This window comes from Actinorectispora metalli, assembly GCF_056323685.1.
The window spans coordinates 1,088,013-1,114,328 of sequence record NZ_JBREYE010000001.1; the positions used below are offsets into that span (position 1 = coordinate 1,088,013).

The window sequence follows — 26,316 nt, forward strand, 5'->3', positions numbered from 1 at the left end:
CGCCGTGTTGCCGCTTATCGGAGGTGAGCGCAGCATTCGGCCATGCACAGGAGCCTTCACGTTCGGCTGACCGCCGCCTGCGTCCTGTTGTTCGCGCTGGTCACCACGCCCGCACCGGCCACTGTGGACAGCCCAACCGGCGGCTACATCGTGACCATGGAACAGGGTATGACGGCGATGTCGGCGGGCGATCTGGCCGCCGAGTTGGGCGCGGCGTACAACGCCGACGTCGACCACGTCTACACCGCGGCGCTGCACGGGTTCTCCGCCAGGATGAGCGCCGAAGACGCGGGCAGGCTGGCGACCGATCCCCGGGTGGCCGCGGTCGAGGCGGACGGTCTGATGCAGGCCCATGCCGTGCAGCATGATCCGGTGTACGGACTGGACCGCATCGATCAGCGGGAACTGCCGCTGAACCAGGAGTACCGGCACTGGGCGACACCCACCGTGGACATCTACGTGCTGGACAGCGGGGTCCGGCCCAGCCACCAGGACTTCGGCGACCGCGCCACCCGCGGCCCGAGCTTCGTCGACGACGGTTTGATGGAGGACTGCACCGGCCACGGCACCCACGTTGCGGGCATCGCGGCGGGCGGCTCGCACGGGGTGGCCAAGACCGCGCGGGTCACCGTGGTGCGGGTGCTGGGCTGCCAGCAGAACAACAGCTTCTCCTGGTTCGTCGCTGGCATCGACTGGGTGATCCGCAACCGGCTCCAGCCCAGCGTGATCAACGCCAGCATGGGCGGCGGGCCGAACCGCGCCGCCGACGCCGCTGTGCGCTCCGCTGTCAAGGCGGGCATCCCGGTCGTGCTGTCGGCGGGCAACTCCAGTGCCGACGCCTGCGGCGGCTCGCCGGGCCGGGTCACCGAGGCGATCACGGTGGCCGCCAGCACCCCGCACGACACCCGCTGGCCCAAGTCCAACTTCGGCCGCTGCGTGGACATCTTCGCCCCCGGCTCGGACGTGGAGTCGGCGTCCAACCAGGCCGATGACGCCACGGTCGCGTTCAGCGGAACGTCCATGGCGGCGCCGCATGTGACGGGCGCGGTGGCGCTGCTGCTCCAGGAGCACCCGACCGCGGCGCCTGCCGAGATCGCCGAGAAGCTGACCGGCTGCGCCACCAAGGACGCCGTCACGGACCCGGCGGGCTCGCCGCCACTGCTGCTGTACACGCGGTGCCTGCAGAGCGAGGACCAGCCCGTCAGGGGGCACTTCGTGAACGAGGCCGACACGCCGATCGCCGACGAGCAGGCGGTGCGCAGCACCATCGAGGTCAAGGGCGTGGCGGGCAAGGCGCCGAAGGCCCTGCGCATCGACGTGGACCTGCGCCACGAACGGCGCGGCGACTTGGTGCTCGAACTCCGCGCGCCCGACGGCACCCGGTTCACGCTCAAACGCGCCAACGCCGAGGACGCGGCAACCGACCTGCGCGGAAGCTACGTCGTGAACGCCTCGGCGAGCGCGGCGGAGGGCACGTGGGAGCTGTCCATCACCGACCAGCGGGCCGAGCACGCCGGGGTGATGGACCGGTGGAGCCTGACGTTCTAGGCGCACCCCGGAGCTGGGCGCTCCGGGGTGCGGCCTGACTATCTCCGGACCCGCCAGCCGCTGCCGACGCCCGCGAGGTGCAGGGCGACGCACAGGAGACCGGCCAGCGTCAGCGTGTTCTCCGTGATGACGTTGCCCAGCGATGCGCCGATGAGGTCCAGCAGCAGGGCCAGTCCGAAGAGGATGGCGGCGACGATGGCGAACATTGATGTTCCCCTTTCTGCCAGGCGGTTGGGCCCGAAGTACCCAGACCGCCCCAAGGCCATGCCGCCGTGATCGAATCGCTACCAGTCGATGGGCTGACCGTCACGGAAGAAGCCGCCGGTCGGCCCATCCTCGGGTAAGTCCGCGGCCCACACCACGCTCGCCGCGCCCGCCGTGATGGAACGGCCACCGGGCCCGCCCATGTCGGTGGCGACCCACCCCGGGCAGACCGCGTTGACCAGCACCCGGTCCGATTTGAGCTCGGCGGCGAAGCTGATGGTCAGGGCGTTCAGGGCCGCTTTGGACACCGCGTAGGCGGGGGTGGTGGCGCCGATGCTCGCCAGCGAGCCCGCCGCGCTGGACACGTTCACCACGCGGGCGCCGCCCGCCTTGCGCAGCAGCGGCGCGAAGATCTGGGTGCACCGCCAGGCACCGAGGACGTTGGTCTCCAGCGCCTCCCTGACCTGGCTGAGGTCGGCGTTGGCGGGTCGCTGCCAGGTGTCGTACAGCACCGCGGCGTTGTTGACCAGCACATGGACCATGCCGGTCGTCTCGGCTAACTCGATCGCGATGCGGTCAACGCCCGCCGCGTCGGTCACGTCAAGCTGCCGGGCGATGACGCGGCGGCCGTCGGTGGACAGCTCCTCGGCGGCCCGTCTGCCCTTGTCCAGGTCTCTGGAACCCAGCACCACCAGGTAGCCGCGGTCGGCAAGCTGTCTGACCACAGCCTTGCCGATGCCCCTGTTCGCTCCGGTCACGACGGCGATCTTCTTGTCCGACAAGACACCCGCTCCCTGTGTTGGGGGTTGGGAGCCTATGGCCGATCACGATCGGCTGTACAGCCCTATTCGGGCGGTGCGCTCATCGCCGACCCGGCGAGCGCCTTGGCCACCGCGACGAGGTTGGCCGCCATGGTCCTGCCAGTGCGGTGCGACCACTCCTTGCCGTGGTCGGTGTCCGCATAGGACGGACCCGGACCTGGGCCCATGTTCCAGTACGTCCACGACTGGCCGGGGATGGTGTAGCCGATGTCGATCAGTCCCCCGCTGACCTCGCTGATCACGTGGTGCGCGCCGTCCTCGTTGCCGGTCACGATCACCCCGGCGACCCTGTTGTACGCCACGGGTTTTCCGGCATCGTCCGTTTCGGACAGCATGGCGTCCATGCGTTCCAGCACCCGCTGGGCGACCGAGGAAGGATGCCCCAGCCAGGTCGGAGTGGCGATGATGAGGATCTCGCTGTCCAACAGCTTGCGGTGGATGGCGGGCCAGTCGTCGCCGTCGCCCTCGTCGGTGGAGACGCCCGGCGGCACGTGGTGGTCCACGATGCGGATCTCCTCGGACTCCACGCCGCGTTCCCGCAACGCGGCGATAACGACTGAGGCCAGGGCCGACGTATTGGACGGTTCGGGTGTGGACTTGAGGGTGCAGTTCAGGACGAGCGCACGCATGTGGAGGGTCCTAGGCTAGGCGGTGCCGACCCGATGGGCCTACCCATGCGGGCGGCGGCCGACTCGACGAGCCACCCGATTAGAGGAGGCCATCAATGAGCTCCAGGTTCGTGGTCTTCGGCCCGACCGGGCACACCGGAAGCAGGCTGGCAGGCGCCCTGGTCGACGCGGGTGTGCGGCCGCTGCTGGCGGGTCGCAACGGCCAGCGGCTGGCCGCGATGGCCGACCGGCTCGGCGGGCTGGACATCGCCGCCGTGGACATCACTGACTCCCAGTCGCTGGATGAGCTCATGCGGCCGGGCGATGTGGTCATGTCGACCATCGGCCCCTTCGCCTCGTTGGGCGAGCCGATCCTGGGCGCCGCGGTCCGCTCCGGTGCGTACTACGTGGACTCCACCGGCGAACCGCCGTTCATCAGGATGGTCTTCGACAACTACGGTCCGCTCGCCGTGAAAGCGGGCGCGACGCTGCTGACCGCGTTCGGCTATGACTTCGTGCCGGGCAACCTCGCCGCCGGGCTCGCGCTGCGCGACGCGGGGCCGGACGCGGTGCGGGTGGACGTCGGCTACTACGTGACGGGCAAGGCGCGCATGCCCGCGGCCGCGGGCACCACGGACTCGCTGGCGGGCGTGATCACCGAGCCGATGTTCAGCTGGCGCGACGGTATCCACGAGGAGCCGGGCGGAATCCGGATGCGCAAGTTCAGCGTGGACGGTCACTCCCGGCCCGCGCTGTCCATCGGCGCCACCGAGCACCTCGCGCTGCCCCGGTCGTTCCCGCAGCTTGCCGAGGTCAATGTCTACCTCGGCTGGTTCGGCCCGCTGACCAGGCCGCTGCACGCGGGCGCCAGAGTGCTGCCGCTGCTGAACCGGTGGAACCCGCTGCGCGCGGCGACGATTCGCGGCGCCCGGAAGCTGTTCGCCGCGGCCACCACCGATCCGACGCCGGAGAACGCCTGCAAGGTCCGCTCCCACATCGTGGCCGCCGCCTACGACGCCGACGGCGGCCCGCTCACCGAGGTCACCCTGCGCGGCGCGAACGCGTGGGACTTCACCGCCGACATCATGTCCTGGGCCGCCCGCCGCTGCGCCGACGGCGCCGTCACCACCCCCGGCGCGCTGGGCCCCATCGAGGCCTTCGGCTTGGACGCCCTCGAAGCAGGCTGCGCCGAAGCAGGCCTACGCCGGGTTTAGGGCGCTAGACCTGGGGGATCAGGCGGGCCAGTTCGTCGATGCGCTGGGCGAGGCGGCGCTTGTCGGCTGGGGCGACCGTGGTGTACGGCTCGGTGCCGGAGCGGAGTTTCTGGATCAGGTAGCGGCCGTTGGCGGTGTCGAACCAGGACACGATGGCTGGAGCGCGCTGAGGCATGCCCCACTCGCTCCAGATCTCCAGGCCGAACTGGCCCTGGGCGGTGCGGGGCTCGCCCGCGATGCTGACCAGCATGCGGGCGTCCTCGGTGCGGACGCCGCGGGCGATCAGGCCGTTGAGCATGGCGTGCGGGTTTTCGCCTGCCTCGGCGGCGCTGGCGTCGAGGGCGGCGCTGGGGATGGACACACTCTGGCCGGTGCCGGGCGGGATCTCGGGCAGCAGGCCGAGGATCAGGCTGGTCATGCTCGCGGTGCGGGAGGTCTCGACGGTGATCTTGCCGTCCTCCAGTACACCGAGCACCACGAGGCCGCCGCCGGTGGTCACCTGGGCGCGGACCTCCCGCTCGCCGAAGCGCAGTCGGGCGTCGACCATGCGGGCGGGCTTGTCAAGGGTGGTGAGGGCGTCCTCGAAGTCGGGGGCCAGCTCGTCGCCCTCGGCGGCGCCCAGCGCGTTGAGCTCCTCCCACGCCTTGGCCACCTCACGCCGGTAGTCGTCCTCCGGCATGGCGCCGGTGGTCCAGGTGAAGATCAGCGGCTTGGGCCCGATGTCCAGATGCTGCCAGGCCACATCGAAGGCGCGGGCAGACACCGTCACCGCCACCGCAACCAACCTCGTTTCCGCACGTAGAGGCCGCGAGTGGTGGCCGACGCCCCAAGGTCGGCCACCGCTCACGGGTTGTTGACTATTCGCCGAGCACCGGCGGGGCGACGCGGGGCATGTCGTTCTCGAACACGTCCTCGGTCTCCACCAGCCACGACGGGCGCTGGTGCTCCTGGTCCTCTTCGCCCTGGCCACCACGGGCACCGGCCCCGGCGCCACCCATGCCGCCCTGGCCCGCCGCGCCACGGGCGCCTGCCGCGCCACCGCGCTGGGAGTTGGGGCCGTCGTCCAACGCGCCGAGGCCCGCACCGCCACCCGGGCCAAAGCCTCCGCCAACGCCACCACGACCACCGAAGCCGCCCGCTCCGCCGCGACCGCCTGCACCGCCCGCGCCACCCGCACCGGGGCCACCCGCACCGCCGCCGGTTCCGGGCGGCATGCCGAGGCCCGCCGCGTAGGGCGGCTGCGCGCCGACCTGCGGGTTCGGGCCGGGACCTGGGGTGTAGGGGCCCTGCGGAGGCGCCGGGGTGGTGACCGGCGGCTGGTAGCCCTGACCGGTTGTGGAGCCGGGAATGTCGGCACCGCCACCCGTGGGCGGCTGGTACTGGTGCACCTGTCCGCCTCCGCCACCGGGCTGGTAGCCGCTGCCACCGCCGACGTTGCCACTGTGACCACCGCCGGTCTGGCTCGGACCGCCGCTGTAGCTGCCGACCCGCTCACCGGAGGAAGTGCTGCCACCACCCTGCGCGGCTTCGACCGCAACCGGCGGCTCGTAGTACGGCGTAGTGCTGACGTGCGAGGTGCTGTCGGTCTGATACGTCTTGAACGCCTCGACTGCCTTCTGCCTCAGCGCCTCGTTGTGCGCTTCGGCATCCTGCTTGTCGGTGGTGGAGTCCGTCATCCACGCCCAGCCGCGCTCGAAGACGTTGTCGTCTGGGACGTCCTTGACCTCGGTGGTGTTCGGGACCGTGCTCTTCACCGTGGCGAAGGAGTTGGCCTGCTGCTGCACTGAGTTGGCCTGGATCTCGGCTTGGCCCGCGGCCACATCGGCCCACAGGGACAGCGGCGAGACGGCGATGTCGGCGGCATCGGCCGACTTGGCCTTGTAGCCCGCCTTGACCTCGGTGAGCAGGTTCTTGATGTCGGTGGCGACCTGAGCCATGTACTTCTGCTCGGCCATCCAGCCGTCGCTCTTGGTCTGCAGGTCACCAGGACCGGCACCGCTGTCGACCCAGCCCCGCATCTCCTTCAGGGACGAGCCGTCGAAGTTGTAGGGATTGATCTGCCGTCCGCTCATGCTTCCCCCTCAGGCATTGGGCAGGTTCTGCACCGCGGCCTCAGCGAATTGCTGCGCCAGCGGGCAGGGATTGTTCACCGGCTTCTCGTCCTTTGTGGACGAAGTGAGACTCACAACGATGTTGCCCCCATCTGCGACCTTCACAACGAAGATGCAGTTGTTGTTGTCAACCTTGCGGGAGAGCTTCAACCCCGCGTAGTCACCGGCCTTGATGTCCTCGTTGACCCCATAAGCCGACCGACTCTGCTCCCACGACGAATAGTCGCGAACAGAGTTGATTCCGACCCACACTGTGTATCCGGTGGCAAAGGGGTCCATCGTGTACTCGCAGCCAGGAGCACCATTTGATTCACGTGCCTTGGGTGGGGTGTTGATGCCGAGTTCAACGCGCTTGGCTTCCGGAACGATCGCGCACTTGTCCGGCACCGAGATGTTCTTCTGCGGCGCCGTCAAGGTCGGACCATTGCTCGACGTTTCGGTCGGCGACGGCGTGGTCTGCGTGGTCGACGTTGCCTCACCGCCACCGCAGCCCGTCACCACCAGCAGAACCATCCCGACGATCGGGAGCAGCTTACGCACGCCCGGAACCACCCATCGTTGACTCGTTGGTCTCTTCGCTGTAGCGCACTCGACCCGCTGATGCCCGCAGATTGGCCGCTGTTCCCCTCAACGACTCCACCAGTTTCGTGTAGTTGTCGAGGTAGGCCTGACTATCGCCTTGAGCAACCTTGCCGAACTGCTGCACTGCCTGTGTGCTCACAGGGTCCGTGCCCGGCGCCACGATGATCGCCAACTGCTCGACGTCACTTTGACGCTGACGCAGGTCGGAAGCCATCTGCTCGAACTTACTGGCGACCTTCTCGACGTGTTCGGGGTCGATCTGCATCTGCACGTTGGCTGCTGAGTAGTTGGCCAGCTGCATCATCTTGCCTACGTGCTGTACCAGTTCGAACATCCGGCCGAAGCCTGTCATGACGAGCCCCCTCCCGACACGTCCCCATTGGTTCCCGCGCACTAACGGTATCGAACCCGATCAGGCGACGTGATGGAACACCACCCAAGTGACGCAGGCCACATCTTCAACGTACCGGATGGCCAGGCGGGTGGACCTTGGCGTTTTCGGCGGCGGCGGTCGAGGGTGCTGCGCTACAAAGGCGAAAGGGACATCCACGGAAGGGTATTCATGGCCGATCCATTGCTGATGGCGATCGCGGGCGCGTTGGCGGCCAAGGCGGCGGGCGCGCTGGCCTCCGGTGGGCGCAGCGCGTTGGCCTCGCTGTACCGGCTGGTGAAGGACAAGTTCGCAGGCAAGCCTGCCGCGTCCACTTTGGACAAGGCAATTGTGGCGGCACCGAAGGCGCCCGCGGACTCCGCCGAGGTCGCCGCGCTGGCCGAGGCCCTTGGCGAGGTCACCGCGGAGGACCCGGTGTTCGCGGACCGGCTGCGCCGCACCTGGGAGCAGGCCCGCACCGAACTGCACGCCGAACGCGACAACGTGATCAACCAGATCAACGGTTCGAGCACCGGCAACGTGGTGCAGGCCCGCGACATCCACGGCAACATCACCTTCGGCGCCTAGGGAGCGCGTCCACCTCCCGGTAATGTGGCCGGTTGTGTTCGATCATGGGTTCGTCGCCCTTCCCAGCGATCCGGCGGCGGCCGACTGGTCGACCCGACGTACCCGGCGCACCGTGCTCGGCGTGGTGCACAACCGAACCGCCCTGACCCGCCTGCTGGACGTGCTCGGCGTCTTCGACTCCGACCTGCGCCTCCAGGTGCTGTTCACCTGTCCCGGTTCCTCGCCGTTCGGCCCGCCGGTCCGCGACATGCTCCGCGAACTCGGCATGGCGGTGATTCCCTGGGACGAGGCGAAAACGGCCCGATTCGACCTCGCGGTATCCGCCAGCTATGGCGGTGACCTGCAAGAACTGAATTCTCCGCTCGCCGTTTTCCCACACGGAATGGGATACAATAAATACTTATCCCGAAAACCGAAAACCGAAAACCGAAAACCGAAAGACGCTGACGCGTCTTCGGTTTTCGGGCTTTCCGAGGAATGGCTGCTGCACGACGGCAAGCTGATCCCCAGCCGCATCGCGCTGTCGCATCCCGAGCAGTTGGACCGGCTGCGAAGCTACTGCCCACCCGCCGCCGAGGTCGCGGAGATCGTCGGCGACCCGTGCCTGGACCGCATCCAGGCTGGCACCGACCTGCGCCGCGCCTACCGCTCGGCGTTCGGACTGCAGAATGACCAGACACTGGTGGTTGTCTCCTCCACCTGGGCGAGCGAATCGCTGTTCGGCAAGCATCCCGAGCTGTTCAGCCGCCTGCTCGCCGCGTTGCCGATGGACTCCTACCGCGTGGTCGGCGTCCTGCACCCCAACATCTGGGACTGGCACTCGCCATGGGGTCTGCGTTCCTGGCTGGCATCGTGCGAACGCGGCGGACTGGTGCTGATGCCCCCTGAGGAAGGCTGGCGTGCCGCACTCATCGCGGCGGACCTGGTGCTCGGTGACTACGGCTCGGTGCTGTTCTACGCCGCGGCGGCGGGCAGGCCGGTGTTGCAGACCGCCTTCCCCATCGGTCTGATCGACCCACACTCCCCCATCGCCACCCTCGCAGCGGTACTCCCCCGCCTACGCCAGGACAACCTGCGCGACCAGGTCGATCAGGCCATCGTCGGGCACCGACCGGACCGCTGGCGCGAGATCACCGACCAGGCCACCTCCATGCCGGGCGAGGCCGCGAGCGCCATCCGCCGTTCCCTGTACGAGTTGCTCGATCTGCCCGAGCCCGCTTGGCCCGCGCGGCTGGCCGCGGTGCCGGTCCCCGCCTCCTGCTTGCCACAACGGGTATCGACGCAGGTCATGACCATCAGCAAGGCCTACACCGTGGAGCGCTTCCCCGCGGAGGTGCTGCTCAGCGCGGAGGTTATGCCGCGCGGCGCGTTCGTGGTCGGCGATGACACAGAGCCAGACCGGCGACTGCGGGATCTGGCAGAGGTGGTCGTGCTGACCGACCCCGGTGTACACGCGGCGGAGGCGCTGGGTGCCCTGCTGGTCGAGCGCCCTGCCGCGGAGGTGGCAGGCACCGTCGCGGGTGATGGCTGCCTCGTGGCGACCAAGCGGGGTGCGTTGCTGCACGTGGCCGGTACGGCGGATGCGGGTTTGGCGGCGGCTCTGGTCCACCGGTCGCCGAGCAGCGCCGAGCTCACGGTGGCGTTAGGCAGCAGGCGGATCAGGCTGTCGATCAGGCCCGCGCGGTGAGCTTCGCAGTCACCTTCGCGGCTTGCCGACGGTGCTGCCAGGCCTCGTAGATCTCCAGTGCGGCGCGATACTTCCGCTCGGCTCCAAGCGAATCCTGCCTCGCTCGCAGCAGATCACCTTGTGCCACCAGCACCCGAGCCCGCTCGAAGTGGTTGCCGCGCATCCCGTGCAGCGCCTGGTCGAACGCGCGTTCCGCCGCCTCGTACTCGCCGACGCCGACCAGCGCGATGCCGCGGCTGGTCGCCACCCGCGCCAGGTTGTACTCATCGGAGGCGAGCAGGCTCGCCGCCTCATCCAGCAGGAGCAGCGCCTCGGCGTGCGAGCCGAGCCCGGTCAGCGCCCGCGCGGTGTGGTGCCGGATCAGCCCGGATCGCCGCGGGTCGCCGATCCGCTCCGCCAGGTCGAAGGAGCGGCGGAAGAAGACCAGCGCCTCCTCGTACCGTTCCTGTTCGAGCAGCGCCAGACCCGCCGACTCCCAGCCGGTCGCCTCCGCCGCGTCCTTTCCCGCGCGCCGCGCGGTTGACGCCGCGTGCTCGAAGCGGGCCATGGCCTCGTCGAACTCCTCGCGGTGCAGGTAAGCGAACCCCAGCTGGCTGGCCAGCTTCGCCTCAGCTTCCTCGTCACCGCAGGCCTGCGCCGCTGCGAGGCCGGTGAGGTGACCGCCGATCCAGTCCTCGACGTACTTGCGGTGGAAACACAACTCCCACATGGCCTCGGCCAACTGCCAGGCGAGGTCATGCCTGCCGAGGACATGGGCGCAGTCGACGGCGGCCCGCAGGTTGTGCCGCTCGGACTCCAGCACCGCCCACGCCTCGTCCTTGTCCATCGCGCGGGAGGCGGTCCGCCCACCAACCCGGTACCGCTTGGGCACCACCGCGAAATCGGCGTCCACCGCCAACTGGAGGTAGTGGTCGAGCAGCCTGCCGAGGTCGTCCTCGCGCAGGTCGGAGTCGCGGTCCCGCTCGGCAACCCCGCGGGCATGGCGCCACACCAGGCGGTGGGTCCGGTACCGGTCCTGGCGGGTCTCCTCCACCAGCCGTGCGTCGGCGAGGCGCATCAGCTGATCGCTCGCATCCTCCGGATCGACGCCCATGGTGGCGGCGACGGCGTCCACGGAGAAATCGCCCGCGGTGAGCTGCAGGCCGACCGCCCGGTAGCAGGCCTGAGCCTGCTCGGGCAGCTCACGGTAGGCGGCATCGAACACGGCGGGCACCGACATGTCCTCACCGAGGTGCAACCGCTCCAGGCGCCGGGTCTCGTCGCCGAGCATGCCCGCCAGCCGGGACACCGGCCAACGCGGATGCCGGTTGAGCAGGCCGCCGATCACCCCGAGCGCGGCGGGCAGCCCGTCGCTGATCTCGAACAGCTGCTCGGCCGCGGGCGGTTCGGCGGCCAGCCGGTCCGCACCGGCCAACCTGCCGAGCAGTTCCAGGCCCGCGGACCGTTCGAACGGCTCGACGTCCACGACCTGGGCGCCGGGGATCCAGACGCCCGCACCCGCGTCGATGACGATCACGACGGAGTCCCCCGCCGCGGGCAGCAGCGGGCGGACCTGGGATGCGGTGGTGACGTTGTCCAACACCACGTACATCGGGCGCTCAGTGAGCAGTGAGCGCAGCAGCGCGGCGCGGCCTTCCAGGCTGTCCGGCACGCCGGCGCGCGGCACGTCGAAGGCGGCCAGCAGGTTCGCGACCACATCGGTGGCGCTGGCGGGTCCGTCCTCGCGGCGGCCGAAGTCGGCGTAGAGCTGCCCGGCTTCCGGTTCCGAACGGGTCAGGCACCAGTGGCACACCGCGGTGGTCTTGCCGATGCCCGCCAGACCGCGCACGACGACCAGGGCGGGTCTGCGGGTGACCGCCTCGTCCAGCTTGCGCAGCACCCCCAGCTGGTTGGTGAAGTCGGGGGTGACGTACAGCAGTTGGCGGGGTGTCGGGAGCTGGGCGGGCGAGTCCACGGCGCCGACGATAACCGAGAGCGGCGGCGGAAGATCACCGATTCGCCAAGCTCAGTGACCGCTCAAGGCATAGCGGCGTTGGCGGCGGCCGATGGCGAACCAGAGCAGGGCGCTGACAAAGGGCGCGATGAAAAGGAACACCAACCAGACAAGTTTCAGACCGCCGTCGAGATCCGCGGCCAGGATGCTGAAGAACGCGGCGATGATCGAGACCACGGCGAGGGCGACGACCGCGAGCACGGCGGTCATCAGTGCGACGCTCCAGGCCTCGTCGGGGATGCCCAAGAAAGACTGGGCAGGCATCGTTGGTGCTCCTTCCGATTCAGGCTGATGGAGCAACGGTATGAGCACGGGGTGTAGGCACTCGTCGGCATGCGGTCTGATCCGGGATCGGACCACGGGATGATTCGTGATCTACCGTTCGCCGACGCGCGGAGCGGTTGAGAACTCGATTTCGGGAGGCCACACGTATCCTTGGTCCCGCTCGGCAAACCTGACGCCAGGGGGGTGACCCGCGTGGCAGCCGCAGACCACTACCAGGTTCTGGGTATCGCACGCGATGCTCCACCCGATGAGATCAAGCGCGCTTACCGTTCACTCGCCAGGGTGGTGCACCCGGACAAGATCGGGACGTCCGGGCTTTTCCTGCGTCTCCAAGAGGCCTACGAGACGCTGTCCGACCCGATTCGACGGGCCCGCTACGACCTGGGCCGCAACGGTCACGTCGACGACCTGGTGCCCACCGAGCCCGTCGTCGAGGAGGAACCGCCGCAGCAGACCATCGAGCCGGAGCTGCCCGAACTGGGCAGGGCGGATCTGCCGTGGATGGACTGGGTGGACCCGAAGGCGCCGCTGCGCTGGTCACCACCGTTCGACGCCTACCGCAAACCGTTCCTCCTGCTCGGCGGGCTGTGGTTCGCGCTGTGGGTAGCGGCGCTGGTGCTGGCGTTCCTGGACGGCATCGACTTCTTCGACCTGATCCTGTTCATCCCCGCCGCCTACGTGATCCTCCGCATCCGCGGCTCCTACTACCCGCAGGCGCTGGCGTGGATCTCCTTCGCCGCGGTCGCGTTGTCGGTGTCCGCCGAGGTGGTGCAGCCGCAGCCGAACCGGCTGTTCATCGCCTGCGGGCTGGTCTTCGGCGCGGGCCTGGTCGTGGTGCCGCCGCTGGGGCAGCGGTACCTGGCGGCCAGGGCCACCGATGTGGTGTTCGAACCGGAGTACCTCGTCCGCAAGATCTACGGCGAGCCGTCCGCGGAGGACAGCTACATCGGCGACGTCGAGCAGGTGTCGCTGCGCGAGCAGCTCACCGCGGATCTGCTCAAGCGCTACCTTGGCAAGCTTCCCGCGGTGCGGATCTTCCACGGGGTGGTGCTGCCCGACGATCCGGACCGGCGCATCGACCACGCCGTGCTGTGCGGGCGGCGGCTGGTGCTGATCTCCTCCCGCATCTGGCAGGCGGGGCGGTACTCCACCGACGGCTGGGGCAACGCGCTGCGCGGTGGGAGCCCGTTCGCGGGCGGGTCGGTTGCGCTGGCGCCGTCGGTGCTGTCCTTTGCCCGTGCGGTGCCCGACGCCGAGGTGCGTGGGGTGATCATCATTCACGCGAACACCCAGGGCGAGGTGAGTTCGGCGCTGCCCAACGACTGGCCGGTGGCGGCGCTGTCGGCGGCGGAATTCGTCCGCGAGGTCGGCTCTTGGCTGGCCGACGAGCCGGACCTGGTGGACCGCCAGGTGTTCTGCAGCGTGCTCAACCAGGTGCCGGAGTAAAAGCCGCCCGCGAAAGCCTGCTCTGGTGTTTGCGAGGGGGCGCGACCTTGGCGGGCACGCCCCCTCGGCTGGGGTGAAGCTCTAACGAACGAGGATCGGGCGCACCGCGGCGCCCACGCCCCACGCGCCTGCCGCGATGGCACCGGCGACCAGGACGAACATGAATCCGACCGCCAAGACCGTTGCGGCGAGCAGGAAGATGATGCCTAGCGCAATGGTGTTGCCCAACGTGCTAGCTCCTTCGTCGCAGCCAGGTGGCTCAAACCACTTCGTAAGCTCAGACACACTGTGCCACAGGTGTGACTGCGATCGCCATCACTGCTGCTGGTGACGGTTTCCACACGCTACGCAGTTGCGTTTTTGCCGTTGTTGAGGCCTTCCAGCAGCTTCGCGAGGTCCTTTGTCTCCGGGCTGAGCCCGGCGATGAGCTTCTCCAGGTCGACGGCCTTGAGCTTGTCCAGCACGTCGCTCTGCGGGATGAGCTTGGACAGATCCACGTTTTTGGCCCACGGGCCGATCGCGACGCCGAGCGCGGTGGCGCCCAGGGTCGCGGTGCCCGCGATGCCCCAGCCCAGCGGACCCAGCGGGGTGCAGCCGAAGAACTGGCTGAGGCCGGGGGTCTGGATGGTGGCGGCCAGGGCGGCGGCGGAGCCGACGCTGGCGGTGATCACGTTGCGGTTGAGGCCGCCGCTGATCAGCGTCTGGCCCAGCTGGGTGCCGACCAGCGCCGCGAGCGAGATGGTGCTGGCGCGGCGGGAGAACGGACCGGTCATCCGGGCGCCGATCCAGGCTGCCATGGCGCCGGTGGTGGTGATCGCGGCGCGCAGGGCGATCTCGCGGTTGAGGCTTTCGCCGAGGGAAGCCTCCGGGCCCTCCTTGAGCAGTGCCTCGGACGCCTCGTCCTCCGGCGGTGGCCGCAGCGCGATGGCCAACGCGGGTGCGAGGTCGGTCAGCAGGTTCACCAGCAGGATCTGCCTTGCGGTCAGCGGGGAGGTGCCGCTGATGCCGGAGGCCAGCACGGAAAAGGCTATCTCGCCGAGGTTCCCGCCGATCAGGATGGCCAGCGCGTGCCGCACCGAGGACCACATGGAGCGGCCCTCCACCAGTGCGGCGATGATCGTTTCAAGGCGGTCGTCGGTGACGACCAGGTCGGCGGCGGCGCGGGCGGCGGGGGTGCCGCGCTCGCCAAGGGCGATGCCGACGTCGGCCAGCCGGATGGCGGGCGCGTCGTTGGCGCCGTCGCCGGTCATCGCCACCACCTTGCCCACGCGCTGGTAGGCCTGGATGATCCGCACCTTCTGGGTGGGGCTGCACCGGGCGATCACGTCCACCTCGGGCAGCACCGCGTCCAGCGCGTCGTCGTCCATCTCGTCCATCTCGGACCCGGTGATCACCCGCTGCTCGGCCTTGGGGTTGACGGTGGCGGCGATGGCGTCGGCGGTGGCGGGGTGGTCGCCGGTGATCATCACGATCTGCACGCCCGCCTCGCGCAGCGACGCCGCGGCCGGGGCGGCGCTGGTGCGCACCGGGTCGGCCAGCGCCAGGAAGCCCATGAACACCATGTCCCGCACGTCGTCGTCGCGGATCTCGCCGCGGTGCCCGTCGGGCAGTCTGCGCTCCGCGACCGCCAGCACCCGGTGTCCGGAGCCCGCGACCTCCTCCAGCCGGTCCATCAACCGCTTGCGGCTGGCGTCGTCGAGTTCGCTGGTGACGTTGTTCTCCCAGTAGTACCCGCAGCGCGGCAGCATGATCTCCGGGGCGCCCTTGACCGACAGCAGCGTCTTGCCCGCGGTCTCCCCGACGGTGGCGTGGTACTGCCGGGACGGCTCGAAGGGCAGCGCGGCGCGGCGCTTCCAGCCCTTGGCGCCGACCGTGACGTTCACCTTGGCCAGCCGGGCGCCGGTGACGATCGCCTGGTCGGTCTGGTGCGCGAGCTTCTCGCCGCGGCGGGCGGGCGGGGTGGCGCGCAGGCCCGCGGCCAGGATCGTGCGCAGGTCGCTGTCCAGGTTGTCCAGCCGGGTCAGCGGTTTGCCGTCGCCGACGCCCACCAGCCGCAGCTTGCCCTCGGTGAGGGTGCCGGTCTTGTCGAAGCACAGCACGTCCACCCTGCCCAGCGCCTCGATGGTGCGGGGGTTGCGGGCCAGCGCGCCGTGGTCGGCCAGTCGCCGGGCGGCGGCCAACTGCGCGGCGTTGACCAGGAACGGCAGGCCCTCGGGGACGGAGGCCACCGCCAGGTTCACCGCCGCGCCCAGGGTCTTGCGCAGCGGTTGGCCGCGCAGCAGGCCCGCGCCGGTCACGGCGGCGGCAGCGCCGCCCGCCAGCGGCAGGCTGTACTTGGTCAGCGACTTCAGCCGGGACTCCACACCGGTCAGCGGCGCCTTCTGCCGGGCGGTGGCCATGCTGCGGCCCGCCTCGGTGGACATCCCGGTGGCCACCACGACCGCGACGGCCCGGCCCGCGGCCATCGTGGTGCCCTCGTAGAGCATCGAGCGGCGCTCGGCGAGGTTGGAGGCGATCACCGGGGCGGCGGTCTTGGCCACCGGCAGCGACTCGCCGGTCAGCGAGGACTCGTCCACCTCGACGCCTTCGGCCTCCAGCACCCGGCAGTCGGCGGGCACCACATCGCTGGATTCGAGCACCACGATGTCACCGGGCACCAGGTCGCCCGCGGTGATGAGCTGCTCGACGTTGTCGCGGCGGACCTTGGCGCCGATGGCGGAGCGGGCGAACAGGTCCGCCAGCGCTTGGTCGGTGCCGACCCGCTGCTGGGCGCCGAGCAGCGCGGACAGGCCGCCGATGCCCAGCACCAGACCGGCGTCCATGGGCGAGCCGACCGCCGCGGCAAGCGCGGCGCCCGCGGCGAGCACCGGCGTCAGCGGGTTGGCCAGTTCCTCCAGCACCGCGGCCCAGAAGCCGGTGCCTACCGGGGTGTCCGCAGTGCCGTCGCGCTGCACGCGGCGGGCGACCTCGGATTCGGGCAGTCCTTCGGTGTCGGTCCGCAGCCGACGCAGCACCGCTTCGGCGGGCATGAGGTGCCACGGGGTGCTGGTGGTGGGCGGGGTGACCGGACGGGACAGCAGTTGATGCGCCCGCCACACGCCGTCGGCGAAGGCCAGCCCACCCGCCACGTTCACCGGCAGCAGCGCCCGCGCGGCGGGATTCGCGGCCCTGCCCTGCACGGCGGCGACCGCGCCGACGCCACTGCCACCGGCGGCGAGTTTCACGCTGTCGCTGTCGACCTTGCGGGCCACGCCCGCCGACTCGACGATGATCGCGGCGGCGTCCAGGTCCGCACCGACAAGCACGTGCGCGCCCCAGGCCGGGGGCTCGTCGGGGCCGAACACGCCGATGCCGCAGTCGGAACTCGCCAAGGCGCGGCGGTCCCCGGACACCACCATCACCACGGCGCCCTCGGCCTGCAGGTCGCGGACCGAGGAGGTGAGGCGGTTCGCACCGGGCACGACGGCGTCGGCGAAGCGGAAGCGGGGTTTGGCCTGCTCGGCGGCGATGACCGTGCGCATCCCGGCCCGCCGGGCTGCCGCGGCGAGCGCGTCCACGCCCGGCGCGGTCTGCGCGACGACGCCGACGACGGCGCGCGGGGTGCCGTTCTCCCGCAGTTCCAGCAGCAGTTCGGCGCCCTGCTTCCGCAGCTTCTCGGCCTGCTCGGACTCGCCGTCCGTGGGACGCAGTTCCCAGCCGTCGGCGCTCTGGGCGGCCTTGGGGTCGTGGGCGTCGAAAAGGGCGTAGGCGCGGCAGACGATGTCATCGGGGTCGGCGCCGTCGAGCGGCTCGAGGCTGGTCAGCTCGGCTTGGCCGGTGCGCAGCGCGGCCTCGTCGAAGACGACGGTGTCCAGGTTGGACAGCCTGCGCAGCACGCTGCGGTCCATGATGACCACCCCGCGCCGGGCCAGGATGCGGCCAAGGTGGGCGCCGAAGCCTTCCCGGCCGGAGTTGGGTGCCTTGGGCAGACTCGCGATGGACAGCGCCAGCGCCCGGCGCGGGCCGACGAACGGAGTGGCGATGGCGCCCGCCGCGGCACCCGCGGCGAGCACCTGCTGGGCGTAGCGGTCGGCGGGTTCCAGCGGCAGATCGCGGGGCCGCTCCACGACGATGGGCTCGGCGGCGGCGTCCTCGGGGCTGCGGATCAGCTTGGCCTCGGCCTTGGCCCAGCTTTCCTGGTAGGTGCGGGCCTCCCGCCACTGGCTGACCCTTGTCGCCAGGTCCAGCAGGATGCCCTCGCCGCCGCCCGCCAAGCCCTGTGCGAGTGCGCTCACCATGGGCAGCACGGTGGTGGTGCGCTCCTCGCCGTGGAGGTACCCGGCCAGCCAGCGGCGCAGCGTGGGATGCAGTTCGAACGCGGTCGCCAAGGCGCCGACCTCGGTGGGCAGCGGCGCCCACTGGAGCACGCGGTTGGCGGCGGACAGGCCGAGTCCGACCGCGTCGGCGGCGAAGGCGGAGAGCGCGCGGCCTGTGCCGGGGCCTTCCGCGGGGTGGTGGGCCTCGTCCTCGACCTGGTGGATTTCGTCGGGCTGGGCCTCGGCGTGGGCGATCGCGGCGATGAGTTCCCTGCGGTCGGGCTGCGGATCGGTGACGGCGATGATCACCCGGTTGGAGGGCGCGTTGACCCGAGCCCAGAGGACGCCGGGATGGCGTTCCAGTACCTGCTCGATCCGGCGGCTGATGCGCTGCCCCTCGGCTCCGCACACGCCACGTACCTCGATGAGGCAGCGGCCGGGGCGTTCCCACACATTGCGGCCCGCACCGGCCAGGTTGGTGAGCCATTCGAGTGCGCTGCTGCCGATTTTCTCGGCGTGGTCGGTGGTCGCGGGAATGTCGATGCCGAGTAGTCGCATGGTCAGATTGTCTTGGCCCTCGCCTTTGCTGCTGCCGTGGGGCGCGGCTGCGGAAGCGCATTGTTCTTCGGCGCGGTTGTGGGTTTCGCGGGAAGCGCCTTGCGTTCTGTTGTTTCGCTCTTCGACGAATCGCTCGCCTCGGGTTCATCCCGGTTTCGTTCCGCGATCCAGGTGCCCGCGGCGATCGCCGCCGCCACCGGCCATTCCAGCAGGCCCACGACGCCCGCGGCGGCCAGACCGCCCCACCACAGGATGCGTTTTCTGTTGCGGAGCACCAGATCGCGATTCGCCGAGACCAGCTGCATCGGGGCTTCCAACGCCCGCATCGGCAGCCTCATCAGCGTTTCGGCAGTCGATGTCGTGGCCGTGCTGTCGTCCTTGCCCGTGTTCTGTTCCGCCGTCGTTGTGCCCATGCTGACCTCCGTACCCGTTACGGTGCTGCCTCAACCCGGTGATCACCAGTCGGCGCCACTCGGATGAATGAACCAACTGATCACGTCGGTATTACGGATGGCAGGCGGATACGATTTACGGTTTCTTCACGCCGGGGACAGAAACAACACTGTCGGTCCATCGAACGGCGGGCTGAAGTGGTGCCTGTCGCCGCCGGACACCTGCCCGCCCGCCGCGGTCTCCCCGGTCTCGGTGTCGAGCCACTCCGCCCGCAGCGACCCGGTCGATCCCGCCGTGTCGAGCCAGAACGGGCCGTGCGGGGCGTAGACGAGGTACGAGCCGCCGCCCGCGAGGCAGTGGCCGGTGGAGGACATGCCGGGCTGCGGGACGGCCGCCGCCAAATTCATCCGCAGCGTGTAGAGCCGGGCCTTGCCCAGGCTCCACCGCAGGTGCTTCCACCGCGGGTCATCGGGGTCGAAGCCCGCGGCACCCACCCCGTAGGCCACGCCGTCGTAGGGGTCCATCAGGATCGGGTTGGTGCCCGCGGCCACGCTGCGCCAGACCCAGTCGACGTCGCCGCACACCCCGCACAGGTGGTCGGTGTCCAGCAGGATGACCTTGGCGCCGGTGGCGATGGCGGTGTAGGCCAGCGGACCGTTGGGCGAGATCCAGTCCGCCCGCGAGTCGAACAACTCGCGGTTGCTGCCCGCCGGGTGCTCCACGGTCATCCCGACCGGATGCTGCTTGCGGCCCTGCTCGTAGGCCTTGACCACGTCGATCACGTGGTACTGCCAGGACTCCGACCAGGCGTGGCTTTCGTTGCTGACCTCGTAGAGCACGTTGTCCAGGTCGCCGACCGCGTCGATCACCCTGCGCACGTAGGCCTCCTGGACGGCGGTGACCGCGCCGTCGGCCAGGGTGTGCACCTCTTCCCCGCTGCCGTTGCCGTTGCGGTCGCCGTTGACACCGTTGACGTTGTTGGCCGCGTTGAACGGGTGCCCCTCCCACGGGTTGGCGCCGCAGTTGCCCGCCTTGCAGCCCTCGATGCTCCAGCCGTTGAAGAGCATCACCGACACGTAAATGCCGCGGTCGCGGGCTTGGGCGACCCTGGCCCGCAACCGCTCGAAGTAAGCGGGGTCGAAGTCTGTGAGGTTGTAGCGGGGCCCGCCGTCCAGCGCCGTGCCGGGCCCGGTGCGGCGGAACGGGCCGTTCGGCGCGAACCAGTAGTCCGCCACGCCCGTCTCATTGGCCCAGCGGCCCTGCTCCCAGGCCCACAGCCGGAAGAAGTTGTGGTGGTTGGCGGTGAGGAAGTCCAGATAGCGCGGGTAGTCCAAGGCGGGCGGCGGTGACCCGGACCCGCTGTCCTGGAGGCTGGTCCAGGTGTGCGAGCCGGTGAGGAACACTGGGGTGCCGTCGGGTCGGGCGAAGTACCGCGGGTTGGCCGCGCCGACCTGGAGCGGGCCCATGGGCGGCCCCGCAACGGCGGGCGCGCTGGCGACCAGCGTGCCGGGTAACAACACGACGGCCAGCACCGCGATCAGACGCCTCGTCCGCTTCGGCACGAACCACACCCTCTCCAAGACCTGCTCTCGCACCGCGACCGACTCTCATCGGACGCGGTCCCACAAACCGGATCTAACGCTCCGTGAGTTGGAAGGTTAAATCCTCAACGATCTCCGTGACGGAAAGGTGACCGTGAAGAGGTCGGAAAATCCCGCTCCCGCGCGTAACCCGATCGGGTCGCATGACCTACCCTCAGCACCGCCATGACTACCTTTTCCGCGCCGACGCAGCGCTGCCTCCGCTTCCTGGACGCTGCCCAGCCCGCCACCCCGTGCTTGGTCATCGACCTGCCCGCGGTCGCGCAGCGTTACCAAAGCCTTCGGGATTCCTTCCCCAGGGCGACGCTGTACTACGCGGTGAAGGCCAACCCCGAACCCGCGGTGGTGCGGCTGCTCGCCGATCTCGGCGCGAGCTTCGACGTGGCCAGTCCCGGCGAGATCGAGCTCTGTCTGAAGCAGGGCGCGGCGCCGGAGTCGATCTCCTACGGCAACACGATCAAGAAGCCGTCGGCGATCCGGTACGCCGCATCGGCAGGCGTCGGGCTGTTCGTCACCGACAGCGCGGCGGACCTGGCCAACATCGCCGAGAACGCGCCCGGTGCCTCGGTGTTCTGCAGGTTGCTGATCAGCAACGAGGGCGCCAACATGCCCTTCGGGCGCAAGTTCGGCTGCTCCCCTGACATGGCGATCGACCTGCTCCGCCAGGCCCGCGAGCGTGGTCTGCGGCCGGTCGGGGTGTCCTTCCACGTCGGCTCGCAGCAGACCGACCCCGCGGCGTGGACCTCTGGCATCGCGGAGGCGGCTCGGGTGTTCGACACCCTGTCCGCCGAGGGCATCCGGCTCAACCTGCTGAACCTCGGCGGCGGGCTGCCCGCCACCTACCTCGACCCGGTGCCCGGGGTCGACGAGCTGGCCGGGCACATCCTGCGCACGGTGCGGCAGCGGTTCCCGACCGCGCCCGCGGTGGCGCTGGAGCCGGGGCGGGCGCTGGTGGCCGAAGCCGGGGTGCTGCGCAGCGAGGTCGTGCTGGTCTCGCGCAAGAGCGACACCGACGACAAGCGGTGGGTGTACCTGGACACCGGCCGCTACAACGGTCTCGCCGAGACCGAGAACGAGGCCATCACCTACCGCATCGCCACCGCGAGGGACGGCGGGCCGACCGGGCCGGTCGTGCTGGCCGGGCCGACCTGTGACGGGGATGACGTGATCTATCAGCACCACGTCTACCGGCTGCCGCTGGACCTGCGTGCCGGTGATCACGTGGACTTTCTCAACGCCGGGGTATACACCTCCAGCTTCGCCTCCGTCTGGTTCAACGGGTTCGAGCCACTGCGGACGTATTGCATTGGTGAAGACGGGGTATGCGTTACGCAGAGCGGAGCTGACAATTTGGTGCGGAAAGACCCCTTTCCGCCACACAAGACCAAGTGAGAGTAATCACCTTTAGGCCGAGCGGCCGTAACGCTGACCAGGGATGATGCGCTTTTCCTCGGCGGGAGGTAAGGTCGCCGCCGGCCGGTCGTCCGCTGATAGCCCGACCGCCCGAGTTTCACACCTCACCGTTCTTTTCACTGTGGACGGACTCATGCGCGCGCTCGCCGCCGCCACCATAAGTAGGGAGTGATGGATGTTCGCTGCTCCAGGGACGGTAGACACCGTCGGCCTGTTCACCGGACAACATGTCTTGGCCGAGCTGGAAGGAGTCGACGCTTCACTGCTCGATGATGAGTTGTTCCTCCGGCAGACCCTGGAACGAACGCTGACCGAGGCCGGAGCGACCGTGCTGGATGTGACCAGCAAGCGCTTCGAGCCTCAGGGTGTCACCGTGCTCGCGCTGCTGTCCGAGTCGCATGCCTCGCTGCACACCTACCCCGAGATCGGCTCGGTCTTCATCGACGTGTTCACCTGCGGCCACAAGGCAAGCCCCGAGTTGGCCGTCCGGCTGCTCGCCGAGGCGATGCGGGCCCCCCAGCTGTCCACCAGGACCATCCGGCGCGGCAAGGACTACTCATGACGACCCGAACCATCCGTGAGCCCGTCGGCGACGGGCTGATCCGGGAGTGGCGCGTCGACGAGGTGCTGTTCGAGGGCAAGACCGCCTTCCAGGACATGCTCATCGGACGCACCGCCCAGGGCATCTCGCTGTTCTGCGGCGAGGACCGGCAGAGCACGGAGTTCAGCCAGCTCACCTACCACGAGGCGCTGATGGTGCCCGCGTTCCTGCTCGCCAGGCAGCTGGACCGGGTGCTGATCATCGGCTCCAGCGAGGGTGTGGCCAGTCAGCTGTCGGCGGCCGCGGGGGCGAGGGTGGTGGACCACGTCGACATCGATGAGGAATGCGTCCGCCGCTGTGCCGAACTGCTGCCCTACGGGTACACGCCCGAGGAGTTGGCCGCCGCCGAGCGGGGTGACGGCCCGATCAGGATGCACTTCACCGACGGATACGCCTTCGTCGAGCGGGCCGCGGCCTCCGGTGAGCGCTACGACGTGATCGTGGTGGACCTGCCCGACGAGCAGGCCGACACCGACGCCCAGCACAACCGGCTGTACTACGCGGACTTCCTGCGCAAGTGCCGGGACGCGCTGACCGACGGCGGTGTGCTGTCCTGCCAGGCGGGCTGCCAGACCATGTGGCGCAACGAGACGCTGCTGCGGTCCTGGCAGCGCTTCGGCGAGGTCTTCTCCACCGTCGCCTACTACGGCTCCGACGAGCACGAGTGGGCCTTCCTGTTCGGCCGCGCCGACGAGGTGGCCGACCCGTTCGCGGAAATGATCTCTCGGCTGGCGGAGTGTGAGTACCAGCCGAAGACCATCGACGAGGCCGCGTTGATCGGCAACGGTGTCCCGCCCTACCGCGTCCGGTACGCCTGAGGTTTCACGGTCGGCCGGCGGCACCCCCAGAGGCCGCCGGCCACCGGCCCCGGTGCCGGTTGGCGACTGCTTTCGCAGCCACCTGAATACTGCCCTGCCGTCCTTACGGCTCGCTTACCTCAGCCCTGCCGGACACCGTGCGCATGTGTAGCGCAGCCACGGGTCCGTTCGCGGGTTTCTCTGCGCCGGAAGCACCAGTTCTTTAGGTATGCGAAACCGCGGGTCGCCAAAACTCGTCAGTGGTTATGCATGAACTCGAACTTCCGAAACGTAAACATGTTCATGTTCAATTGGGTGCCGATTGTTAGCTATTTAGAGATAAAGGTACTCGATCGGCCTAACGGCTGAGCGCTCAGCCACTCTGCGTACTGGTACCTATTTGACGGGTGAAGTATGGTTAGTGCGGATGGCTGCTCCAGTTCATCGGATCGGCCCCTTGGCAGTTTAGAGACACACATGGCTCAATGAATCGAGAGGGCCGCGAGTTGCGTTAAAAGTTTGGGGCGAGGGCTTACCCGATGGATATGCGTTACGAAGCATTTTGCTTCGCCGATCCACACTTCTATGAGACCGCTGGACGCCTGTCGTCGGAGACGAGTTCGTTCAGCGTCGGGGAGCGTCCGACCCCATCCGGCTGGCAACGATCGGAGCAAACGGTCTGGTCAGAGCTACAGCCCACCTCCGTCGACACCCCAGGTCAGGGCTGGAAGATCCACCTTTCAGCCAGCGTGGACAACGCCGACCGTGTATTGTGCGCCGCTTGGGACTTCTGCGTGGAGAATTTGATCGCTTTCAAGTTCCTCCGTAACAAAAATGTGCACTTAGCACAGAACTCCAAGTACGCGACCCGGGAGTCCAGCGGGAAACTGGTTACCATCTATCCCCGTGACGAAACCGAGCTTGAATTTTGCCTGAAGGGGCTTTCCACACGCCTGAAGGGCGAACACGGACCGTACATTTTGAGTGATCTGCGCTGGGAAAACGGACCACTATACGTCCGCTATGGCGGCTTCGCCAGTCGACTCTGCGCCGGACCGGGCGGTGAGTTGGTGCCCGCCATCGAAAACCCCGAGGGCACGCTGGTTCCCGACCTCAGAAAGCCGGTTTTTCAGGTACCCGACTGGGTGGAGATGCCCGCTGTCCTCCAACCGGCCCTGGCCGCCCGGCAGTCGGGTGGTGCCGGATTGCCCTATAACGTCACCAGCTCATTGCACTTTTCCAATGGCGGCGGTGTGTATCTTGCACAGCGGCCGGATGACGGGCAGCAGGTCGTGCTCAAGGAGGCCCGCCCCTACGCCGGACTGGACCGCGACGGCACCGACGCCGTCACGAGGATGGACCGCGAGGAGCAGGTGCTGACCTCACTCGCGGGCGTCGAGGGCATCCCCCGGCTCTACGAGCGGTTCACCGTGTGGGAGCACCACTTCCTGGCCATGGAGTACCTGCCGGGCAGGACGCTGGGCGGCTGGCTGTCCCGCAACTACCCGCTGATCAAGTACCGGTGTACCGAGGAGCAGGTGGCCGAGTACACGACCACCGCGTTGACCATCGTCAAGCAGCTGGAGCAGACGCTGGCCGAGGTGCACCGGCGCGGCTGGGTCTTCGGCGACCTGCACCCGCACAACATCATGGTGGGCACCGACCCTGTGTCGCCTTCGATCCACCTCATCGACTTCGAGCTGGCCTTCGAACGCGGCAGCGGGAAGCGGCCCGGCCTCGGCGCCCCAGGCTTCACCGCGCCGCCGGACCGGCACGACATCGAGCTGGACCTGTTCGCGCTGGCGGCGCTGCGGCTGTGGCTGTTCCTCCCGCTGAACATGCTGCTGCCGCTGGAGCCGCTCAAGGCCGAGCACTTCCTCGGCGAGATCGGCGACCGGTTCGGCCTTCCAGCCGAGTACGTGAGCTCCGTTCGGAGTGACTTGCGAACTGGAAATGGCATTCCCCGATTGGACGGTTTGCCGGATGGGCACAGGGGCATCGTGCGATCCGACGCGGCCTCCCCGCAGCGAGCCGACCTCGCAGCCGACCCGGGGGCGGCCCAACGCTCGATGGCGGCCGCCATCCTGGCCGCCGCCACCCCCGACCGCGACGACCGGCTCTACCCCGGCGACATCGCGCAGTTCGACATCGACGGCTACAACCTGGCCTTCGGCGCCGCGGGCGTGCTCTACGCGCTGGACGCGGCGGGCCAGGAGGTGCCCCCGGAGCACGTCGCGTGGCTGCGCCGCAAGGTCGAGCAGAACCCGCCGCGGCGGCCGGGCCTCTACGACGGGCTGCACGGGATCGCCTACGTGCTCGACAGGTTCGGGCACACCGACTACGCGATGGAACTGGTGCGCCGGGTGCGGGAGCGGCTGCACCTGATCACCGACATCGGCCTGCAGGGCGGACTGTCCGGGATCGGGCTGCACCTGCTGGAACTCGGCGACACCGACCTGGCGACCAGGATCGGCACCGTGGTGGGCAGCCAGATCCCGGCCGAGGCCCCGCCCGAGTCGACCTCGCGAGCGGCCAAGGCGGGCCTGGTGCACGGCTGGTCGGGCGCGGCGATGCTGTTCATGCGGCTGTACGAGGAGACCGGCGAGTCGCGCTGGCTCAGCCGCGCCGAGGAGGCCATCGCCGCCGACCTCGCCGAATGCATCCCCACCGAGGACGGCATGCTCTGCGTCAACGATCGGAATTGGCGCACGCTGCCCTACCTGGACATCGGCAGTGCGGGCATCGCGCTGGCCATCGGCGAGCTGAGCAGGTTCCGGCCGGAGGCCAAGTGCGTGGCGGAGCTGCCCGCGCTGCTGCGCGCCTGCCTCACCGAGTTCATCATCCAACCCGGCCTCTTCGCGGGCCGCGCCGGACACCTCGGCACGCTGGCGATCATGCGCGACCTCGTCACCGACGAGGAACTGCGCACCGAGTTGGACGCCGGGCTGAAGCTGCACCTGCGACGGCTGAACTGGCACGCCCTGAGCTACCGGGGCGAACTGGCCTTCCCCGGCCACCAGTTGATGCGGCTGTCCATGGACCTGGCCACCGGGAACGCCGGTGTGCTGCTGGCACTGGCCGCGGCGACCGACCCGAATGTCCCACTGCTCCCGCTGCTGCGGCGAGCCCCCAAGCCGCCGGCGCACGACATGCGTCGGCAAACCCGGCCCGCGGTGACGCGGGTCGGAGCTGAGTAAGTAA

22 protein-coding genes are annotated in these 26,316 nt (G+C 69.2%); 9 read left to right on the plus strand and 13 right to left on the minus strand.

Going from position 1 to position 26,316, the window contains the following annotated elements:
• Nucleotides 1–42: 42 nt before the first annotated feature.
• Nucleotides 43–1,548, plus strand: coding sequence for a S8 family peptidase (locus tag ACU6XJ_RS05025; RefSeq protein WP_476307191.1), 1,506 nt, complete (start codon nucleotides 43–45; stop codon nucleotides 1,546–1,548).
• 38 nt (nucleotides 1,549–1,586) lie between these two features.
• Here ACU6XJ_RS05025 and ACU6XJ_RS05030 read toward each other — a convergent pair whose 3' ends face one another.
• The 3 genes from ACU6XJ_RS05030 to ACU6XJ_RS05040 form a co-directional block, all read right to left on the minus strand.
• Nucleotides 1,587–1,754 carry a hypothetical protein gene (locus ACU6XJ_RS05030; protein ID WP_476307193.1) on the minus strand — a complete coding sequence of 56 codons (168 nt, stop codon included), beginning with the start codon at nucleotides 1,752–1,754 and terminating at the stop codon, nucleotides 1,587–1,589.
• A gap of 78 nt (nucleotides 1,755–1,832) precedes the next feature.
• Nucleotides 1,833–2,534 carry an SDR family NAD(P)-dependent oxidoreductase gene (locus tag ACU6XJ_RS05035; protein ID WP_476307195.1) on the minus strand — a complete coding sequence of 234 codons (702 nt, stop codon included), beginning with the start codon at nucleotides 2,532–2,534 and terminating at the stop codon, nucleotides 1,833–1,835.
• Nucleotides 2,535–2,596: 62 nt separating this feature from the next.
• Nucleotides 2,597–3,202 (minus strand): flavodoxin family protein, encoded by a 606-nt coding sequence (locus ACU6XJ_RS05040; protein ID WP_476307197.1) that lies wholly within the window; start codon nucleotides 3,200–3,202, stop codon nucleotides 2,597–2,599.
• A gap of 95 nt (nucleotides 3,203–3,297) precedes the next feature.
• On the opposite strand from ACU6XJ_RS05040, the gene ACU6XJ_RS05045 reads away from it, so the two are divergent.
• A complete protein-coding gene (locus tag ACU6XJ_RS05045) occupies nucleotides 3,298–4,395 on the plus strand; it encodes a saccharopine dehydrogenase family protein (protein ID WP_476307199.1) in 1,098 nt (365 codons plus the stop codon).
• 4 nt (nucleotides 4,396–4,399) lie between these two features.
• Here the strand turns inward: ACU6XJ_RS05045 and ACU6XJ_RS05050 are convergent, their stop codons facing one another.
• From ACU6XJ_RS05050 to ACU6XJ_RS05065, 4 genes are all read right to left on the minus strand, one after another.
• Nucleotides 4,400–5,170 (minus strand): ESX secretion-associated protein EspG, encoded by a 771-nt coding sequence (locus ACU6XJ_RS05050; protein WP_476307201.1) that lies wholly within the window; start codon nucleotides 5,168–5,170, stop codon nucleotides 4,400–4,402.
• 82 nt (nucleotides 5,171–5,252) lie between these two features.
• The gene (locus ACU6XJ_RS05055) at nucleotides 5,253–6,467 is read right to left on the minus strand and encodes a PPE domain-containing protein (RefSeq protein WP_476307202.1); all 1,215 of its coding nucleotides are present in this window, start codon (nucleotides 6,465–6,467) and stop codon (nucleotides 5,253–5,255) included.
• Between the two features lie 9 nt (nucleotides 6,468–6,476).
• Nucleotides 6,477–7,046, minus strand: a complete 570-nt coding sequence (locus tag ACU6XJ_RS05060) for a DUF3558 domain-containing protein (protein ID WP_476307203.1) — start codon at nucleotides 7,044–7,046, stop codon at nucleotides 6,477–6,479.
• Nucleotides 7,039–7,440, minus strand: coding sequence for a PE domain-containing protein (locus ACU6XJ_RS05065; RefSeq protein WP_476307205.1), 402 nt, complete (start codon nucleotides 7,438–7,440; stop codon nucleotides 7,039–7,041). Before ACU6XJ_RS05065 ends, ACU6XJ_RS05060 begins: the two co-directional genes overlap by 8 nt.
• 210 nt (nucleotides 7,441–7,650) lie before the next feature.
• On the opposite strand from ACU6XJ_RS05065, the gene ACU6XJ_RS05070 reads away from it, so the two are divergent.
• A complete protein-coding gene (locus tag ACU6XJ_RS05070; protein ID WP_476307206.1) occupies nucleotides 7,651–8,046 on the plus strand; it encodes a hypothetical protein in 396 nt (131 codons plus the stop codon).
• A gap of 34 nt (nucleotides 8,047–8,080) precedes the next feature.
• Entirely contained in the window at nucleotides 8,081–9,733 is a 1,653-nt protein-coding gene (locus ACU6XJ_RS05075; protein ID WP_476307207.1) for a hypothetical protein, read from the plus strand.
• On the opposite strand, the gene ACU6XJ_RS05080 is transcribed toward ACU6XJ_RS05075, so the two are convergent.
• Nucleotides 9,717–11,687: a tetratricopeptide repeat protein gene (locus ACU6XJ_RS05080; protein ID WP_476307208.1), complete on the minus strand. Its 1,971-nt coding sequence runs from the start codon at nucleotides 11,685–11,687 to the stop codon at nucleotides 9,717–9,719. The two genes, ACU6XJ_RS05075 and ACU6XJ_RS05080, sit on opposite strands and share 17 nt — an antisense overlap.
• A 51-nt stretch (nucleotides 11,688–11,738) precedes the next feature.
• On the minus strand, nucleotides 11,739–11,990 hold the full coding sequence (locus ACU6XJ_RS05085) for a PLDc N-terminal domain-containing protein (protein ID WP_476307209.1): 252 nt from the start codon (nucleotides 11,988–11,990) through the stop codon (nucleotides 11,739–11,741).
• A gap of 213 nt (nucleotides 11,991–12,203) precedes the next feature.
• Between ACU6XJ_RS05085 and ACU6XJ_RS05090 the strand changes: the two genes are divergently transcribed.
• Nucleotides 12,204–13,457, plus strand: a complete 1,254-nt coding sequence (locus ACU6XJ_RS05090; protein WP_476307211.1) for a J domain-containing protein — start codon at nucleotides 12,204–12,206, stop codon at nucleotides 13,455–13,457.
• Nucleotides 13,458–13,538: 81 nt separating this feature from the next.
• Here the strand turns inward: ACU6XJ_RS05090 and ACU6XJ_RS05095 are convergent, their stop codons facing one another.
• The 4 genes from ACU6XJ_RS05095 to ACU6XJ_RS05110 form a co-directional block, all read right to left on the minus strand.
• Nucleotides 13,539–13,685, minus strand: coding sequence for a hypothetical protein (locus tag ACU6XJ_RS05095; protein ID WP_476307212.1), 147 nt, complete (start codon nucleotides 13,683–13,685; stop codon nucleotides 13,539–13,541).
• A 116-nt stretch (nucleotides 13,686–13,801) separates the two neighbouring features.
• A complete protein-coding gene (locus ACU6XJ_RS05100) occupies nucleotides 13,802–18,310 on the minus strand; it encodes a cation-translocating P-type ATPase (protein WP_476307213.1) in 4,509 nt (1,502 codons plus the stop codon).
• Between the two features lie 2 nt (nucleotides 18,311–18,312).
• Nucleotides 18,313–18,723, minus strand: a complete 411-nt coding sequence (locus ACU6XJ_RS05105; RefSeq protein WP_476307214.1) for a hypothetical protein — start codon at nucleotides 18,721–18,723, stop codon at nucleotides 18,313–18,315.
• A gap of 126 nt (nucleotides 18,724–18,849) precedes the next feature.
• On the minus strand, nucleotides 18,850–20,265 hold the full coding sequence (locus tag ACU6XJ_RS05110; protein ID WP_476307216.1) for a DUF6298 domain-containing protein: 1,416 nt from the start codon (nucleotides 20,263–20,265) through the stop codon (nucleotides 18,850–18,852).
• A gap of 204 nt (nucleotides 20,266–20,469) precedes the next feature.
• Here ACU6XJ_RS05110 and ACU6XJ_RS05115 point away from each other — a divergent pair, with 204 nt between their 5' ends.
• From ACU6XJ_RS05115 to lanKC, 4 genes are all read left to right on the plus strand, one after another.
• Nucleotides 20,470–21,696 (plus strand): type III PLP-dependent enzyme, encoded by a 1,227-nt coding sequence (locus tag ACU6XJ_RS05115; RefSeq protein ID WP_476307217.1) that lies wholly within the window; start codon nucleotides 20,470–20,472, stop codon nucleotides 21,694–21,696.
• Between the two features lie 196 nt (nucleotides 21,697–21,892).
• Nucleotides 21,893–22,279, plus strand: coding sequence for an adenosylmethionine decarboxylase (gene speD, locus ACU6XJ_RS05120; protein WP_476307219.1), 387 nt, complete (start codon nucleotides 21,893–21,895; stop codon nucleotides 22,277–22,279).
• Nucleotides 22,276–23,136 carry a spermidine synthase gene (locus ACU6XJ_RS05125; RefSeq protein ID WP_476307221.1) on the plus strand — a complete coding sequence of 287 codons (861 nt, stop codon included), beginning with the start codon at nucleotides 22,276–22,278 and terminating at the stop codon, nucleotides 23,134–23,136. Before speD ends, ACU6XJ_RS05125 begins: the two co-directional genes overlap by 4 nt.
• A gap of 524 nt (nucleotides 23,137–23,660) precedes the next feature.
• Nucleotides 23,661–26,312, plus strand: coding sequence for a class III lanthionine synthetase LanKC (lanKC, locus tag ACU6XJ_RS05130; protein ID WP_476307223.1), 2,652 nt, complete (start codon nucleotides 23,661–23,663; stop codon nucleotides 26,310–26,312).
• Nucleotides 26,313–26,316: the final 4 nt, after the last annotated feature.